This is a genomic window from Actinoplanes sp. NPDC026670 (genome assembly GCF_040638175.1).
GTDB lineage: Bacteria > Actinomycetota > Actinomycetes > Mycobacteriales > Micromonosporaceae > Actinoplanes.
Map to the genome: position 1 here is coordinate 129,360 of NZ_JBEZXU010000016.1, position 14,498 is coordinate 143,857.

A 14,498-nucleotide genomic window follows, 5' to 3' on the forward strand; every position below is an offset into this window, starting at 1 on the left:
GCCCCAGATCCTCGTCATGCCCTCGACGGACGCGATCCCGTCGATCGTCTGGCCGGGGCCCGAGGGTGCGCCCGCGTGGGCGATTCCGGTGCAGATCCCGTCCGGCACGCGGGGGTACGCGCTGTTCGTACCGATGCTGCCGGTGGCCTCGCCGCCGGACGCCGCCGCACCTGCCGCGCCTGCCGCATCGCCGCCCGTCGCCCTGACCGCGCCGCCCGCCGCTTCGACGCCCGCGCCGCAGCCCAAGGTCACGCCGGCCGAGCAGAAAACGCCGGCCGAGGAGAAGACGCCGGCCGTCGAGAAGAAGGCTGAGCCGGAGAAATCTGGCAGAACGGAAGGTGCGGCGAAGTCTGGCCCGGCCGACGCGGGAGCGGCCGGCCAGAGCACGCCCACACCCCCGGGCAGCCCGGCGCCGGACCGGCCCGTTCCGGTCAGCCGGATGACGCCGCTGGCCGGTCCCTACGCCGGCTACGAGCCGCTGCCCCCGTCGACCTGGCAGAAGTTCCGGGACAAGAACTGGCCCGGCCCGAAAGCGGCCCGCGGCCGTGCCGTGCCCGCCGGTGTGCTGGCCGGCGCGCTCGGTTTCGTCGCGTTCCTGCCGCTGGGCCGGGTCGGCATCGGCTGGTTCCTGGCGGCGCTCGCGCTGACCGCCGGTGTGGTCGCCGCGGTCCGTAAGGCCGGCGAGATGTCCCGCACCGACCGCTGGACCCGGATCGGCTGGACCGCGTCTGCGCTGGCCCTGCTGCTGGTCCCGGCGTTCCGGAACGCCTGGTGGCTGGTGACCTTCAGTGTGCTGGGCGCGCTGGGCTGCGCCACCCTGGCGATCGTCGGCGGCAGGCAGGTCAGGTCGATCCTGTTCAGCCTGTTCGCCGCCCCGTACGCGGCGTTCCGCGGCCTGCCGTGGGTCCGCAACCACCTGCAATCCTCGGGCCGCAACCCGGGGATGGCCGGCCGGGTCGTCTTCTCCGCGATCCTGACGATCGTGATCCTGCTCGTCTTCGGTGGCCTGCTGTCCTCGGCCGACGTCGCGTTCTCGGCGCTGCTCGACGACGTGGTGCCGGACTTCGAGACCGGCACCGTCTTCGAGTGGCTCTTCCTGGGCGCCCTCGGTGGCCTGCTCGCCGTCTCCGGCATCTACACGCTGTCGGCGCCGCCCGTCACGTCCGGCATGGACACTCCGGGCCGGGGCCGGTTCGGCCTGGTCGAGTGGGCGCCCGCCTCGTTCGCGCTGGTGCTGCTGTTCGCCGGTTTCGTGGGGGTCCAGTTCACCGTGCTGTTCGGCGGCGCCCGGCACGTGCTGAAGACGTCCGGCCTGAGCTACGCCGAGTACGCCCGCAGCGGCTTCTGGCAGCTCGCGGCGGTCACCCTGTTGTCGCTGGCGGTGCTCGCGGCCCTGGCCCGCTGGGCGAAACGGGAACAGCGGATCGAGCGGATCCTGCTGCGCGTGCTGCTGGGCCTGCTGTGCGCCCTGAGCGTGGTGATCGTGGCGTCCGCGCTGTCGCGCATGTGGGCGTACCAGCGGGTCTACAGCTTCACCGGTGAGCGGATCTTCGTGATGTCGCTGGAGCTGCTGCTCGGCACGGTGTTCGTGCTGATCGCGGTGGCCGGCATCACCTGGAAGGGCCGCTGGATCCCGCAGGCGACCGTGGGCCTGGCCGTGGTGATGCTGCTGGGCCTGGCTGTCCTCGACCCGGAGGGCTACGTGGCCAGCCGTAACGCGGTCCGCTACGAGGCGACCGGCAAGATCGACGCCTGGTACCTGCGGGCGCTGTCGGCCGACGCGACCCCGGCGCTGACCAGGCTGCCCGATCCGGTCCGGCGGTGCACGCTGAGCTGGATCGCCGACGACCTGAAGGAGCCCGACCCCTGGTACGCGTGGAACCTGGGCCGGGCCCGGGCCCGGGAGGCGCTGAAGAGCCTCGGTCCGGGCGCGGTCGGCAATCAGAAGGACTGCCGCCGCGCCGACCAGTTCGACCTGCCCAAGACGCGCTAGCGCTGGCCCGGCCCCGTCACACCGACGGGGCCGGGTCCCGCCGCAGCAGCCGCCGGCCGGTGCGGGCCGCCCACCGGTAGAAGCGGTCCGGCAGGAAGACCAGGTCCGACAGGACCATCACGGCGGAGAACATCGGCAGCGCCATCAGGAAGGCGATGCCCAGGTGCATGCCGATCAGGATGGGCAGCACGACGTACTTCAGCTTGCTGAACAGGCTGAACGGGAAGGCCACCTGCACCAGCACGGTCATGTAGCAGGCGAGCGCGATCATCACGTGGTGGCCGTCGAGGAAGTCGGACAGCGCCGGCCACGGCCGGAACAGGTCCTGTTTGAACACGTAGTGCAGGGCCGTTCCGGCGCCCCACGTCTCGCCCTGCACCTTGTAGAGGCCGGCGGCCCCGTACAGGATGCACATCTGGGCCATCATCACGAACAGCGCGCAGTTGTGCAGGACGGTCACGACGAACTCGCGGAAGCCCGGCCGTGGCCCGGCCGTCCCCTTGCGCCGCGCGTCGAGCGACCATCGCCGCCCGCACGCCGTGAACATCATGTACATGACCATCAGGACCATCAGGTTGTCGCCGCCGTCGCTCATCAGCACGGCGCGCGAGTAGAACGAGACCACCGCGACGGCGAACAGCACGGACGTCACCCGGGTGTGCCAGCCGAGCATGAACAGCACGCTGACGAGGATCGCCGCGAGGTAGCACAGTTCGAAGTAGAACGGGTCGTCGGAGAGCGTGAGGACGCTGAACCAGCCGTTCTGGTCGAACATGCGGCGGGCCAGGTCGGCGCTCCACGCTGCTTCCGGGCCCCAGATCATGTGCCGGTTCGGGAACTCCCGCAACAGGATGATCGGGAACAGCAGGCCGTAACCGATGCGCAGGAACGCGGTGGCGTACAGCGAGAACGGACGTTCGGTGAGGCGGCCGTAGAGCCGCTCGAAACGGCCGGGAGGTCTGCCGGTCTCGTCCGGGGCCGGCGCCGGAACGACGAGGGGCGTCTGGTCAACTGCCATCGGACGTCACATTCCACCAGGGCAGGATCCTGGTCACGGGTTCGGTCGAGTCGGTCTCCGGGGTGTCGCCGGGCACCGTGATCGGTTCCGTCACGACCTTCAGGCGGATCACCTGGAACGGGTGCGGGCTGAGCGGCGTGGCCCGCTGCACGGCGATGTTGCGCAGATACTCGGCCCGGAGCTGCGCCCATTCGTTCTCGGACACGTCACTGTCGCCGTGCGCCCACTCGTAGGCGCTCCACGCGCGGCGGAGCATGCTCTGGTTCGTACGGCTGGGATAGGGGTTGTGGGTGATCGCGTCGTCGTCGCCGGCGGTGATGTCGAGCCAGTCGCTCGTGTCGTGGCCGCCGTCCGGGGTGTCCCAGCCGGTCCGCGCGTAGACGTAGGTCCGGTTGGGTTCCGGGTTGGGCGCGAAGAGCAGCCAGTTCTGCTCGAAGTACGGGTTGATCCAGGCGTTGATCTGCTTCTCGTAGCGCTGGGAGACCGGGTTCGACGGCGCCACGTGCAGGAACACCAGCAGCACGTGGGCCAGGGCGACGGCCGCGCACAGCCCGGCGACGGCCCCCTTGGCCACACGTAGTCGCTTGTCGTCGAGTTCTCCGTACCGTTGCCGCACTTCGGTTTTCCGCCTTCCATCGGGTTTACCGCCCGATGGTCAGCCCAAATCAGTGATAAACGGCGTAATACGTTCTTTCGGCGGCGTGTCGATCATCCGGTCCCGCTCCGCCTGTGGCAGTGAGCAGGCCGCGGTGCCGCCGGGCAGCATGTGCCGGTGCCGGGAGATCCAGCGGTACGCCGGCCAGGCCACCAGCCGCACCGGGGCCCACTGCAACACTGTCCCGGGCGCCTGCCACAGCCGTCCGGCGTCCCGCAGCAGCAGCGCGAACGCATCCGGCCCGGCCGCCCGGGTGTCGCCCACCCACTGCACCGCCTGCTCGCACTCCGCGCTGGTCAGACCCAGCGCCGCCAGGTCGGTGAACTGCCACGGGACCAGGCGGGCGCGGGTCGGGATCCGGCGCTCGATGAACCGGGCGCAGCTGCTGCAGAACGCGCAGTCACCGTCGTATACGAAGGTAGGCGTGGCCATGCCGGGAACTTTATCCCTTTTGCGGTACGGACACGCGCAGCCGGAAGCGTGAAATCCGCCGGCCCGCGCTCAGCGCACCGGATCGTCCACGAAGGACCCGGGGCAGCCGCCACCGACCGCGGTCAGCGCCGCCTCGATGAACAGCGGCGACCTGGGCTGCCCGGAGTGCACGACGTTCGGGATCACCAGGAAGCACGCGCCGCCGTCCAGGTGCACGTTGCGGGCGTTCTCCTGCGAGCTGCGGAACGTCGAATACGCGACATCGCCGGGGGTGTCGTCGCCCTCGTTCAGGTCACGCAGGAACGCGCTGCCCGGGCACATCTGCCCGCCCTCGTCCGGCCGCAGCAGGCAACCGGGCAGGTAACCCTGCTGCGCGGTGCCCATCGAGACATAGGTGCGGACCACCGCGGCGCCGCCCAGCCGCTTGAGGAAATACCGCGCCGACAGGCCGCCCATGCTGTGCCCGACCAGGCTGACCGTGGCCGCCCCGGTCTCCGCCCGCACGTCGGCGACCAGGGCCGCGATCGCATTCGCGTTCGCGACGTTCTCCTCCCCGGGCAGGTCGATCACCCAGGTCGGATGGCCGGCCGCGACGAAGGCGTCGCGCATCGCCGACATGTTCTCCGGCGTGCCCGCCCAGCCGTGCACCAGGACGACCGGCTCGGCGCTTCGCGCCTCCGGGACGGCCAGCCAGGCGAGGCTGAGGACAGCGGCCAGGGCGAGATGCATCAAGGACCTCCATGGGGTACGGGGTACGCGTGCCGATTCTTCGACGTCGATGTGTAGTGTGCCGCGCATGCGGGTGCGCCTTCTCGGCACGGTGGACGTCCACGACGGCGAGGAGGCCCGGCCGGTCCCGGGCCTGCGGCGCAAGGCGATCCTGTCGGTGCTGGCGCTGAACGCGGGCCGCACCGTCGGCGCCGACCGCCTGATCGACCTGGTCTGGGGTGACCGGCCGCCGGCCACCGCGCTCAACACCGTGCAGAGCCACGTCTCCTACCTGCGCCGCGTGCTCGGCGCCCGGGCCGCGATCGTGTCCCGCCCACCCGGCTACCTGCTCGACCTCGACGGCGACGCCAGCGACGTGGCCGCCGCCGAACGGCTGATCCACACCGGACTGGGCGCCGCCGACCCGGCCCGCGCCGCCGAGCCGTTGCGGGCCGCGCTCGCCCTCTGGCGTGGCAGCCCGCTCCAGGACGTGACCGAGGTGCCGTGGCTGGCCGAACAGGCCCGTCGCCTCGCCGGCCTGGAACTGGAGGGCCGCCGGGCGCTGACCGAGGCCCGGCTCGCGCTCGGCGAACACGCCGGCCTCGTGCCCGAGTTGCAGGAGCTGGCCGGCCGGCACCCGTACGACGAGCAGATCCAGGCGCAACTGGTCCTCGCCCTCTACCGGACCGGCCGGCAGGCCGACGCGCTGGCCGTGGTCCGCCGGGCGCGGCGGGTCCTCGACACCGAGCTCGGCATCGACATGGGGCCGGCGCTGCACGACCTGGAAGCGGCGATGCTCCGGCACGACGCCGCCCTGACCCCCGCCCGCGAACACGCCGGCCTCCCGCCGGCCGGTGACGGCCCGGCGCTCGCCGGGCGCACCCGGGAACTCGCCGTCCTGCTCCGGCGCCTGTCCGCGCCGGGCGTCACGCTGGTCGCCGGTGATCCCGGCATCGGCAAGACCCGGCTGCTGGCCGAGCTGTCGGCCCGCGCGCAACGGTCCGGGTGGACGGCGCTGTGCGGGCGGGCCGCCGAGTTCGAGCAGCAGGTGCCGTACGCCGTGGTGGTCGACGCCCTCGCCGACCACCTGTCCCGGGCCGATCCGGCGCTGCTCGCGGTGCTGCCGGACACCGACCGGGCGCTGCTCGCCGAGATCCTGCCGATGCCCGGCGAGCCGGGGGAGCGGACCACCGCCCGCCGCACCCTGGAGGCCGAACGGTTCCTGCTGTTCCGGGCCTTCCGCGCACTGCTGGAAACCCTGGCCGTACGGTCCGGGCTGGTCCTCGTCCTCGACGACCTGCACTGGGCCGACCCGGGTTCGGCCGAGCTGATCGCCCACCTGCTGCGGCACCCGCCCCGCGGCCGGGTCGTGGTGGCCGCCGCCTACCGGCCGCGACAGCTGCGGGGCCGTCTCCGGGCGGCGGCCGGCCGGGCGATCCACGACGACACGGCGGCCCTCGTCGAGCTGGGCCCGCTCTCCGCCGCCGAAGCCGAACCGCTGCTCCCCGAGGAACTGAGCGACGACAGGCGCCACGAGCTGTACGCGGCCGGCGGCGGCAACCCGCTCTACCTGCTCGCGCTGGCCCGCGCGGGGGCCGGCGCCGGCGACGGCGGGCAGGCGCTGCGGGGCGAGTTCGACGGGCTGAGCGACTCCGGGCGTACCGTCGCGCAGGCCGCCGCCGTGGTCGGCGACCAGGCCGATCTGGCGCTGATCGCGGCGGCCGCCGGCCTGCCCGAGGACGAGGTGGCCCGGGCGCTGGACACTCTGGCCGACCGCGACCTGCTCCGGCCGGTCCCGCGCACCGGCCACGTCCGGTTCCGGCATCCGCTGCTCCGCCGGATCGCCTACGACACCGCCGGCTCCGGCTGGCGGGTGACCGCGCACGGCCGGGTGGCGGCCGCCCTGGCCGAGGCCGGGGCGCCGGCGCCCGAGCAGGCCCGGCACGTCGAGTCGTCGGCCCGGCGCGGTGACCTGGCCGCCGCCGGCGTGCTGCAACGGGCCGCCACCGAGACCCTGCACAGCAGCCCGGGGACCGCCGCGCACTGGCTCGGCGTGGCGCTGCGGATCGTCCCCGACGGCCAGCCGCACCTGGCCCTGCCGCTGCTCGCCCTGCGGTCGCAGAGCCTCGCGATCAGCGGCCGCCTCGCCGAGAGCCGGGACGTGCTGCACCGCCTGCGCGAGGCCATGCCACCCGAGGTGACCCTGGACCGGGCCCGGCTGACCGGCTCGTGCGCCGGCATCGAACGGATGCTCGGCCGCCACCGGGAGGCGGACGCCCTGCTCCGCGCGGAACTGTCCCGGGTCACCGACCCGGACGGCCCGGCCGCCGCGACCCTGCTTGTCGCGCTGGCCGCCGCACACCTGCAGCCGCGCGTGCCGGGCGAACCCGGCTGGTCCCGCCGCGCCCTGGCCGCCGCCCGGCGCGCGGACTCCCCGCCGCTGGTCGCCGACGCGCTGCTCCAGTGCGTCCTCGCCGACCAGGCCGACGACGCGTGGGACGCCACCACCGCGGCCCGGCTCACCGAGGCGACCGCGCTGGTCGACGCCATGCCGGACGGCACGGCCATCCGGATGCTGCACATGCTCGCCTGGCTGGCCACCGCCGAGGCGGTCTACGAACGGATGGACGACGTGACCCGGCACATGGACCGGGCGGTCGGCCTGGCCCGGGCCACCGGCCAGATGTACGTGATGCACGGCCTGCACCTGCTGGTCGCCGGGGTGCACCTGGCCCACGGCGATCTTCAGGCGGCCGCCCGCAGCGTCGACGACGCCCGCGAGGCGACCACCCTGGCCGGCACCGACACGATGATGAGCCTGGTCCTGACCAGGGAGTCCACCCTGGCCCTGCTGACCGGCGACGTGAAACTCGCGCACCGGGCCGGCGAGGAGGCCCTGGCCCTGGCCGGCCGCCGCCCCGACTACACCACGCAGGTGGCCGCCCAGGCGCTCGCGAACGCCTGCCTGCACACCGGTGACCCGGCCGCCTGCACCACCCTGCTGGCCGGCACCGAGGAGTACCGGTCCACCCCGACCATGCGTGCCACCCTGTACGAGACCCTCGCCCTGGCCTGGGCCGCCCAGGACCGCCCGGACACCGCCGCGACCTGGGCCGACCGGGCCGCAGCCGACGTCGCGATCTGGTCCACCCCGCGCCGGGCCGGCCTGGCCGCGCTGGCCCGGTCCCACGCCCTGCGCGCCGTGGACGCCGAGGCCGCCGCCACCCATGCGCGAACCGCCGCCGGCCTGTTCGCCGCCGCCGGTGACCGGTTGATGGCCGGCCGCGCCCACCTGCACCTGGCGACCGCCCTCACCGCCGCCGGGCAGAGCGCCGCGGCCAGCCACGAGCTAGACCAGGCGCGCACTTTGTTCGCGGTCTGCGGCGCCACCCTGTTCCTCGACCAGACCAACTGACCCCACGCGCCGTGCCGCGCCGCATCCCGTGCCGCGCCGTTTCCCGTGCCGTGCCGTGCCGCGCCGTTTCCTGTGCCGCGCCGCTTCCCGCGTCGTGCCGTGCCGTGCCGCGTCGTGCCGTGCCGCGTCGTGCCGTGCCGTGCTGCGCCGTGCCGTGCCGTGCCGTGCCGCGCCGTGCCGCGCCGCGCCGTGCCGTGCCGTGCCGCGCCGCGCCGCTTCCCGTGCCATGCCGCTTCCCGTGCCGTGCCGCGCCGCTTCGCACCATCTCGTCTCGATCTTGTGGACTCGGCGGGACCTCGAGTTTCGCCATTTCGGGGATCGTTTGGGTGGCGGCGCACAGGTGTCCGTCGTCGCAAGGCTTGGTCGTCGGCCTTCCGCTGGATGCGGTCGGCGGCGCTCGGCCCGGCCCGGTCGCCAGCGGGCGGCCAGACGCGGTCGCCGGTATTCGGCCGGCGGTGCGACGACCAGCGCACACAATGCGGCAATGTGCGATTTCATCCTCGCCGGGACGACGACGGGCGCACACGGACGGCACAACGTGTGCGCCCGTCCCCGTCAGAGCGAAGCAGGCGCACACGATCGGCGAACGTGTGCGCTGACCATCGCTGCACCCGGGCAACGTGTGCGCTGACAATCGCTGCGCCAGGCAAACGTGTGCGCTGACCACCGCTGCGGCCGGTGGGCCCGCCCTCGGCGGTCCGCTTCCGGCATCGTCTCTGGACGGCCGTCCAAGGCCGCAGCGCCTCACGGTGATCTTGCGGAGTTCGTTGGGGATGGCGCTGACCAGGGCGACTGCAAGATTCACTTCGACTGCGGCTCTGACCTGCAATGTCGCTTCACAAATGGCGAAACTCGAGGGCGGGACGAAGTCCACAAGATCGCGGGAGGCCGGGGTGTCGTCAAGTCACCTGTGTGCGGGGTCGGCCGCGCCGAGGGCCGCCGAAACCTGACGGGCCGCGGCGATCACCTCGGCCGCCCGCTCCTCCACCCCGGCCATGTCCATGTCGAGCGCCAGGGTGGAGATGGAGATCCCGCCGAGCACCTGCCCGGTGTGGTCGAAGACGGCCGCCCCCACGCAGCGGATGCCCGGCTCGTTCTCCTCGTCGTCGATCGCGTAGCCCACCGCCCGCACCCGGGCCAGATGGGTGAGCAGGTCCTCTTCGCTGGTCAGCGTGTTGGGGGTGCGCTGCGGGAGCCCGGTGCGCCGGCTGATCGCCTGCACCTCGGTGTCGCTGAGCTCGGCCAGGATCGCCTTGCCGATGGCCGTGGTGTGCAGGGCCAGGCTCATCCCGACCCGGGACGGCATCTGGTAGGGCCGCCGCCCCTCCTGCTTGTCGACGTAGACCGCCTCGTCGACGCTGCGGATCGCGAAGTGTGTGGTGAACCCGGTGGCCTCGCAGAGGTCGTGCAGCGCGCCGGAGGCCTGCCGGGCCGGGTCGAACCGGTGCATGACCCGCCCGGCCAGAGTGAGGATCCGTGGTCCGGGCTCGTAGCTGCCGAGCCCGTCGGGACGGGCGAAACCCCAGGTGACCAGTGCTTGGAGGATGCGGTGCACGGTCGACTTGGAGACGCCCGTCGCGACGGCGATGTCGGTGACGCGGTGGTGCTCGGCCAGAGCTTCGAGCACCGCCAGCGTCTTGTCGATGGAACTGCCTTCCCTGACCACCGATTCAGCGTACTGGTCGTTATCGAAGGGTCGCCGGTTTCGGTTCGCCCACCGGATCGGTCTCGAGCGAGTCGACCAGCGTGTCGCGTTCCGCCGTGCGTTCCGGCTTGAGCAGGCCGATCGCGATGTACAGGACCAGGGACGTGACCAGCGGGACGCCGACCACCATGGTCTGGCTGGTCTCCTCCATGATCCATTTGACGACCACCCAGACGCCGAGGCCGGCGGCCCAGGAGACCAGGGCGGCGGTCGGTCCGCTGCGCCGGAACCAGGGGAGCAGGCCGAGCATCAGCGGGATGGAGATCGGCCCCATCGTGGCGGCGACCAGGTCGACCACGATCTTCAGGACCACGCCCTGGCCCTCGGTGCTGATCGCGATGACCATGCTGATCACCACGAAGGTGAACGTGGTGACCCGGGCGAAGGTCAGCTCGGCCCGTTCGGTGAGGTTGCGCACCGCCCGGACCAGCACCGGGGCGATGTCCCGGGTGACCACCGAGGAGATCACGTTGGCGTCCGACGACACCATCGCCATGGTGTGCGAGAAGAAGCCGGCCAGCACCAGGCCGATCACGCCAGGCGGCAGCAGGGTCTTGGCCAGTTCGACGTACGCCTGCTCGGCGTTGGCCAGGCCGGGCACGATCAGCGGCGCCGCGAACATCGGCAGGAACAGGATCAGTGGCCAGACCAGCCACAGCCCGCTGGACAGCAGGGCGGACCGTTTCGCGGCCGAGCCGGACGGCGCGGCCATGTAGCGCTGCGCCAGGTTCCACATGCCGCCGTTGTACTCGAAGGTCTTGATGAAGAGCAGGGCCAGGAAGAACGTCATGGTGTACGGGCCACTGAACGGATCGCCGTGCCCGTCGGGCAGGTCGCCCCACATCGTCCACAGTGCCGAGACGCCGCCGAGGTGGGCCAGGAACGCGAAGAACATCGCGATGCCGGCCACTCCCTGGATGACGAACTGCCCGAAGTCGGTGAGCACGTCGGCCCAGAGCCCGCCGAGGGTGATGTAGGCGAGTGTGACGACGCCAGTGATCAGGATGCCCCAGATGATCGGCACGCCGGCGAACCCGCGCAGCAGGATCGAGATTGCCACCCACTTGGCCGCGATGTCGACCACCTTGAGCAGCGCGCCGCTGTAGGCGAGGGCCTGCTGGGTGGGCAGGTTGTAGCGGCGGGCCAGGTATTCCAGCGGGGACGCCACGCCGTGTTTGGAGCGCAGCCGGTTCCAGCGGGCGGCGAAGACGAAGGCGCCGATGCCGACGCCGAGGCCGATGGTGAGTGCCCACCAGACGTACATGGCGAGGCCGTAGTTGTAGGCGACGGCCGCGAAGGCCACGAACATGACCGCGCTGTAGCCGGACATGTGATGCGAGATGCCGGCCAGCCACCAGGGGATCCGGCCGCGGGCGGTGAAGAAGTCGGCGACGTTGTGCACGCGGCTCTTGGCCCACAGGCCGATGCCGATCATCACCAGGAAGTATCCGCTGAGTATTGCCCAGTCGAGCGCGGTCACGTGAGCTCCCCTCCGGTGCATGACACGCGTTACAGGGATGTTTCGTCGACCGGATGTTCTGCTACATGAAACGGCTTGTCAATACATGGAACACAGTGATGGCAATCTATGAAAAAGACGCGGGGTCTTGTGCGGTAATGGTAAGGATGGTTATCTGTTAACCGTCTTGCCGATTCCCCTGACGGTAGCGAGGTCATCCCCCATGCAGCGACGCACCGTGCTCGCCATCTCCCTGTCCACCGCCGCAGCCGGCGCTCTCGGCGCCCTCGGCATCGGCAGCGCCTCCGCCGCGACGCTCGACCCGAGCCTGCCGCCCGGTGGCAACTTCGACCTCTCGGTCTGGTCGCTCCAGCTGCCCACCGGCTCGCCGGGCAGCCCCGACACCATCTCCCCGGCACAGCTCAAGGGCGCGAACGGCTACTCGAACCCGTCGTTCTTCTGGACCGACAAGAACGACGGCTCGATGACGTTCTGGGCGCCGGAGAAGGGCGTCACCACGCCGAACTCGAAGTACGCCCGGTCCGAGCTGCGCGAGATGAACGCCAACGGCAGCGCCGCGAACTGGACGCTGGCCGGCAACCACACGCTCAGCGCCCAGCTGCGGATCGTGTCGGTGACGAAGAACGTCGCCGTCGGGCAGGTCAAGCTCGGCACGGGCGGCACGTCGACCAAGCCCCTCGCCGAGCTCTACTACCGCCCGAACGGCGACATCTACTTCGGCACCCAGAACTCACCCGACGCCAGTGGGCAGACCCTGCACAAGGTCGGCACCGTGGCGCTCGGAGTGAAATGGACCTACGTGATCAACGTCAACGGCAACAACCTCAAACTCACCATCAACGGTACGACCACCTCGTACACGATCCCGTCGGCCTTCAACCCGTACCGCCAGTACTTCAAGGCGGGCTCCTACAACCAGTCGTCGTCGGAGAGCACCACCAACGGCGCGAAGGTCAAGTTCTACAGCCTCACCGTCAAGCACAACTAGGCGGACGCCGACGGCGACGGTGACGTGGACGGCGGCGGTCCGGGCGGGGGGCCACCCGGGCCGCCGGGGCCACCACCACTGTCGTCGTCGCCGACCTCGGTGTCCGACAGGTCCAGGCCGATCGCGAACCGGGCCGTCCAGCCGCCACGCACCCGGCGCGGCGACAGCAGCATCTGCTCACCGGCCGCCAGGTAGATGAAGTCGGTGGCGTTGGTGGTGTCCGGGGTGCCCTTGGCCGCATACGGTTCGGTGGCCAGGAAGGCGGCGTTGAAGGCGTCGGTGAAGAACAGCTGGGACGTGAACTCGTACGGATTGCCGTCCGTCCCGATGGTTCTGATCTTGAGGTGGAAGTGCACGGTCCGGCCCTGGTACCAGCCGGGCAGCACGGTGACGAACCGCACCCGCCCGCACTCGTCGCTGACCTGGTACCCGCGCAGGAACGTGTGCCCGACCGAGTCGTTGGCCGCCTGATCCGAGTAGACCCCGTAGGCGTCGCAGTGCCAGAGGTCGACGACCGCGCCGGGCAGCGCGCTGCACGCGCCGGCGGCGATCTGGAGGACGTCGAGGTCGAGGGTGAGCTTCGTGCCGTCGGAGACCGTGCCGTCCAGGGTGTCGATGCGGATGTCGGAGCGTTCCAGCCCTTCGTCGACGTAGTACGGCCCCTCGGTCATCTCCGGTTTCGCCACACAGTCGACACTCGTCGCCACCGGGGCGGCGGTCGTCCTCGTGGCGGCCTGCGCGGCGGTTCCGGCCACCGCCAGGCCGGTGCCGGTCAGTGCGAGCAGGGCGAGCGCGTGTCTGCGGCTGAGCACGCGGCCGACGGGTTCGTCGTCGTTGTCCATGGATCCTCCTCGTGGGATGGGACCCGGCAGACGCTAGAAATCGATGCTTATAAATGCCTCGGAGGGGCCTGTGCCTGAGCTGTGCAAACCCTGATCAAGGGGTGACCTCGGTGCCGGCCATCAGATCGGCGAACGCGGCGGCCGCCGGCGGCGACCGGAACAACCGGTCCAGGCGGGCCAGCGCCAGCTTGCGGCGGAACGCCCCGGACGGCGAGTCGTCGCCGGCGTCGTGCACCATCTCCGCGTACCACCTGGAGAACTCCTGGTAGTCCCAGGTCCGGCGCAGGCAGGTGGCCGAGTAACCGGTCAGTCCCTCGCCGTCGATGATCGCCCGGGCCAGCACGTACGCGTCGGCGATCGCCAGGTTCATGCCCTTGGCGCCCATCGGCGTGATGATGTGCGCCGCGTCGCCGACCAGGAACATCCGCCCCCACGACATCGGCTCGGCCACGAAACTGCGCATCTCCACCACCTCACGGCCGGTGATCGCGCCGGCCGGCAGGCTCTCGTCGCCGAGCCGCAGCCGCAACTGCTCCCAGGTGTGCTCGTCCGGCCACTGCCGCGGGTCGTCGCCCGGCTGATATTGCAGATAGAACCGGCTGGCGTACGGGCCACGGGCGAACTGGGCGGCGAACCCGTGCCGGCTGACCGCCATCAGTGGGTAACGCGGGGCGGGAGAGTCGGCGAGCACCGTGTACCACCCGATGCCGTGGTCGAAGGCGTAGGTGGTCAGTTCCCCCGCCGGGATGCTGCGCCGGCTCACCCCGTGGAAACCGTCGCAGCCGGCCACGTACGCACAGGTCAGCTCGTGCTCGACGCCATCCGGGTCGCGGTAGGTGACGCGGGCCCGGTCGCCGTCCAGGTCGTGCGGGGTCACGTCGGCCGCCCCGAACCGCAGGTCACCGCCGCCGTCCAGGAAGGCGCCGATCAACCGCTGGACCAGCATCTGCTGCGGCACCAGGCGGCTCGGCCGCCCACCGGCCAGCGCCGGGACGTCGAGCAGGCGCGGCACTCCGTCGGTGCGGATCTCCAGCAGCGTCTCGACCGGCCCGCCCGCGGCCACCGGCCCGTCCAGGCCGAACTCGGCGAAGATCTCCCCGGCCCGGTGGTCGATCACCCCGGCCCGCTGACGCCCCTCGACGTACGCCCGGTCGCGCATCTCCAGCACCACGCAGCTCACGCCGCGCCGCTGGAGGAAGTTGGCCAGCGACATCCCGGCAGGCCCCGCCCCGATGATCACGACCGTGGTGTCCGCCGGCATC

The 14,498-nt window shown here is 71.6% G+C and carries 11 protein-coding genes; 3 read left to right on the forward strand and 8 right to left on the reverse strand.

Annotated features, from left to right (window positions below):
• Window positions 1-16: 16 nt before the first annotated feature.
• Window positions 17-1,993 (forward strand): DUF4153 domain-containing protein, encoded by a 1,977-nt coding sequence (locus AB0E94_RS17845; RefSeq protein WP_360327308.1) that lies wholly within the window; start codon window positions 17-19, stop codon window positions 1,991-1,993.
• Between the two features lie 16 nt (window positions 1,994-2,009).
• Here the strand turns inward: AB0E94_RS17845 and AB0E94_RS17850 are convergent, their stop codons facing one another.
• From AB0E94_RS17850 to AB0E94_RS17865, 4 genes are all read right to left on the reverse strand, one after another.
• Entirely contained in the window at window positions 2,010-3,011 is a 1,002-nt protein-coding gene (locus AB0E94_RS17850) for an HTTM domain-containing protein (protein ID WP_360327309.1), read from the reverse strand.
• Window positions 3,001-3,627, reverse strand: a complete 627-nt coding sequence (locus tag AB0E94_RS17855) for a DUF5819 family protein (RefSeq protein ID WP_360327311.1) — start codon at window positions 3,625-3,627, stop codon at window positions 3,001-3,003. Before AB0E94_RS17855 ends, AB0E94_RS17850 begins: the two co-directional genes overlap by 11 nt.
• 39 nt (window positions 3,628-3,666) lie before the next feature.
• Window positions 3,667-4,098 carry a DUF393 domain-containing protein gene (locus tag AB0E94_RS17860; protein ID WP_360327312.1) on the reverse strand — a complete coding sequence of 144 codons (432 nt, stop codon included), beginning with the start codon at window positions 4,096-4,098 and terminating at the stop codon, window positions 3,667-3,669.
• A 69-nt stretch (window positions 4,099-4,167) separates the two neighbouring features.
• Window positions 4,168-4,827 carry an alpha/beta fold hydrolase gene (locus tag AB0E94_RS17865; protein ID WP_360327314.1) on the reverse strand — a complete coding sequence of 220 codons (660 nt, stop codon included), beginning with the start codon at window positions 4,825-4,827 and terminating at the stop codon, window positions 4,168-4,170.
• A gap of 67 nt (window positions 4,828-4,894) precedes the next feature.
• On the opposite strand from AB0E94_RS17865, the gene AB0E94_RS17870 reads away from it, so the two are divergent.
• Window positions 4,895-8,221: a BTAD domain-containing putative transcriptional regulator gene (locus tag AB0E94_RS17870; RefSeq protein ID WP_360327316.1), complete on the forward strand. Its 3,327-nt coding sequence runs from the start codon at window positions 4,895-4,897 to the stop codon at window positions 8,219-8,221.
• Window positions 8,222-9,125: 904 nt separating this feature from the next.
• Here AB0E94_RS17870 and AB0E94_RS17875 read toward each other — a convergent pair.
• Together AB0E94_RS17875 and AB0E94_RS17880 are read right to left on the reverse strand one after the other, a co-directional pair.
• A complete protein-coding gene (locus tag AB0E94_RS17875; RefSeq protein ID WP_360327317.1) occupies window positions 9,126-9,887 on the reverse strand; it encodes an IclR family transcriptional regulator in 762 nt (253 codons plus the stop codon).
• A gap of 19 nt (window positions 9,888-9,906) precedes the next feature.
• Window positions 9,907-11,406 (reverse strand): sodium:solute symporter family protein, encoded by a 1,500-nt coding sequence (locus AB0E94_RS17880; RefSeq protein WP_360327319.1) that lies wholly within the window; start codon window positions 11,404-11,406, stop codon window positions 9,907-9,909.
• Window positions 11,407-11,608: 202 nt separating this feature from the next.
• Between AB0E94_RS17880 and AB0E94_RS17885 the strand changes: the two genes are divergently transcribed.
• On the forward strand, window positions 11,609-12,394 hold the full coding sequence (locus AB0E94_RS17885; protein ID WP_360327320.1) for a polysaccharide lyase family 7 protein: 786 nt from the start codon (window positions 11,609-11,611) through the stop codon (window positions 12,392-12,394).
• Here the strand turns inward: AB0E94_RS17885 and AB0E94_RS17890 are convergent.
• Together AB0E94_RS17890 and AB0E94_RS17895 are read right to left on the reverse strand one after the other, a co-directional pair.
• Window positions 12,391-13,236: a hypothetical protein gene (locus AB0E94_RS17890; RefSeq protein WP_360327322.1), complete on the reverse strand. Its 846-nt coding sequence runs from the start codon at window positions 13,234-13,236 to the stop codon at window positions 12,391-12,393. The two genes, AB0E94_RS17885 and AB0E94_RS17890, sit on opposite strands and share 4 nt — an antisense overlap.
• 94 nt (window positions 13,237-13,330) lie before the next feature.
• Window positions 13,331-14,497 (reverse strand): 4-hydroxybenzoate 3-monooxygenase, encoded by a 1,167-nt coding sequence (locus AB0E94_RS17895; RefSeq protein ID WP_360327324.1) that lies wholly within the window; start codon window positions 14,495-14,497, stop codon window positions 13,331-13,333.
• Window position 14,498 lies beyond the last annotated feature (1 nt).

Coding starts and splice junctions, on each gene's coding strand:
- AB0E94_RS17865 (WP_360327314.1), bottom strand. CDS start 4,827: ATGCATCTCGCCCTGGCCGCTGTCCTCAGCCTCGCCTGGCTGGCCGTC.
- AB0E94_RS17845 (WP_360327308.1), top strand. CDS start 17: ATGCCCTCGACGGACGCGATCCCGTCGATCGTCTGGCCGGGGCCCGAG.
- AB0E94_RS17895 (WP_360327324.1), bottom strand. CDS start 14,497: ATGCCGGCGGACACCACGGTCGTGATCATCGGGGCGGGGCCTGCCGGG.
- AB0E94_RS17870 (WP_360327316.1), top strand. CDS start 4,895: ATGCGGGTGCGCCTTCTCGGCACGGTGGACGTCCACGACGGCGAGGAG.
- AB0E94_RS17885 (WP_360327320.1), top strand. CDS start 11,609: ATGCAGCGACGCACCGTGCTCGCCATCTCCCTGTCCACCGCCGCAGCC.
- AB0E94_RS17850 (WP_360327309.1), bottom strand. CDS start 3,011: ATGGCAGTTGACCAGACGCCCCTCGTCGTTCCGGCGCCGGCCCCGGAC.
- AB0E94_RS17890 (WP_360327322.1), bottom strand. CDS start 13,236: ATGGACAACGACGACGAACCCGTCGGCCGCGTGCTCAGCCGCAGACAC.
- AB0E94_RS17860 (WP_360327312.1), bottom strand. CDS start 4,098: ATGGCCACGCCTACCTTCGTATACGACGGTGACTGCGCGTTCTGCAGC.